1 protein-coding gene is annotated in these 1,044 nt (G+C 62.3%); it reads right to left on the reverse strand.

All coding sequences use genetic code 11. From position 1 onward, the window contains the following. Nucleotides 1-141: 141 nt before the first annotated feature. Nucleotides 142-945 (reverse strand): hypothetical protein, encoded by an 804-nt coding sequence (locus MVA47_RS26520; protein ID WP_247206263.1) that lies wholly within the window; start codon nucleotides 943-945, stop codon nucleotides 142-144. Nucleotides 946-1,044: the final 99 nt, after the last annotated feature.

Here is a 1,044-nt window from a genome sequence, read left to right on the forward strand (position 1 = left end):
TTGTCGGATGTGCGACGACACGGCGAGACCCACCCGATCTGGCCTACTGGTTGGTGACAGAGTGCGTGCCTCGCGGGGAAGCTGGGGTGGACCGCGGTCATGGCCTGGTAGCTATGGCCCGCTTCCCCTCGAGTGCCCGTACTAGTTGTACGGGCCTTCGTGCCATGATCCGTCCCTGCAGGTGTAGGTGATTCCGCTATTTTCGTGGTAGCGGGTTGTCCCGTCGATGCAACTGTCGGGGTCCGGTGCGACGGTCGTGACTGGAGGAATCACCACCGGTTCTGGCGCTGGGTCCGGGTATTCTGGCGGCGGCGTAGCGGTGGTCGGTTGGGCTGTCTCGGGCGGTGGCGCAACCGTAGTCTCCTGGGCCGGGGCTGTGGGAATCCCCGCTATATCCCACTCGAACGCCTGTCGTGTGTCGGGATCGCGGTATCCAAGCAGTTGGGCTTTGATCGGTACACGGAAGATTCCGGTGCGGAGTATCTGGGCGTTCGGCAGGGGGTTGTTCGTTGCCGTCTGGCCTTCAGAATTGACCTCGCACTGATACTGGTCCTCGATATTCGGCGTCGTCCGGACGGTCTGATCGGTGACGCTATAGAAGTCTGTGGTCGCCAAATACGCGCCTTCGAGTGGGATATCCGATGTCTCGAAGACGAACGTTGCGATCACAAGGCGGTCGCCGGTGTCACTGGGCGGCGTCGCTGTGTCTTCGGTGTCGCACACGCCTGGATCGACGACGCTTGTGAGTGTGATTTTGTATGCGCCGTCTATGCGTTCAGCGGGCTTTCCGATCTGGCCGACGGTTGCGCCACGTCCGGCGGTCGTTGAGGTTGGTGAGTTGGACGTTGGCGAACTGGACGTCGTCCCGTCGTCCGAGGAACACGAAGCGATGAGCGATGTCGCGATGAGCGCTAAAACGAAGCCGGTGAGCCGCATGATTGCCATCCTCGCATCCGGTCGGCCAAGGCTTGGGTCGAAACTCCGAACGCCGCCGCACTCACTCGCCCACGCCGTTGTGCGGGAATAGGTGGTGTGGCGGTGCGG

Origin of the sequence: Williamsia sp. DF01-3 (genome assembly GCF_023051145.1) — a bacterium.
Lineage (GTDB): Bacteria > Actinomycetota > Actinomycetes > Mycobacteriales > Mycobacteriaceae > Williamsia.

Bases quoted from the DNA above. Each gene is read 5' to 3' on its own strand.
- MVA47_RS26520 (WP_247206263.1), bottom strand. From the start codon at position 945: ATGGCAATCATGCGGCTCACCGGCTTCGTTTTAGCGCTCATCGCGACA.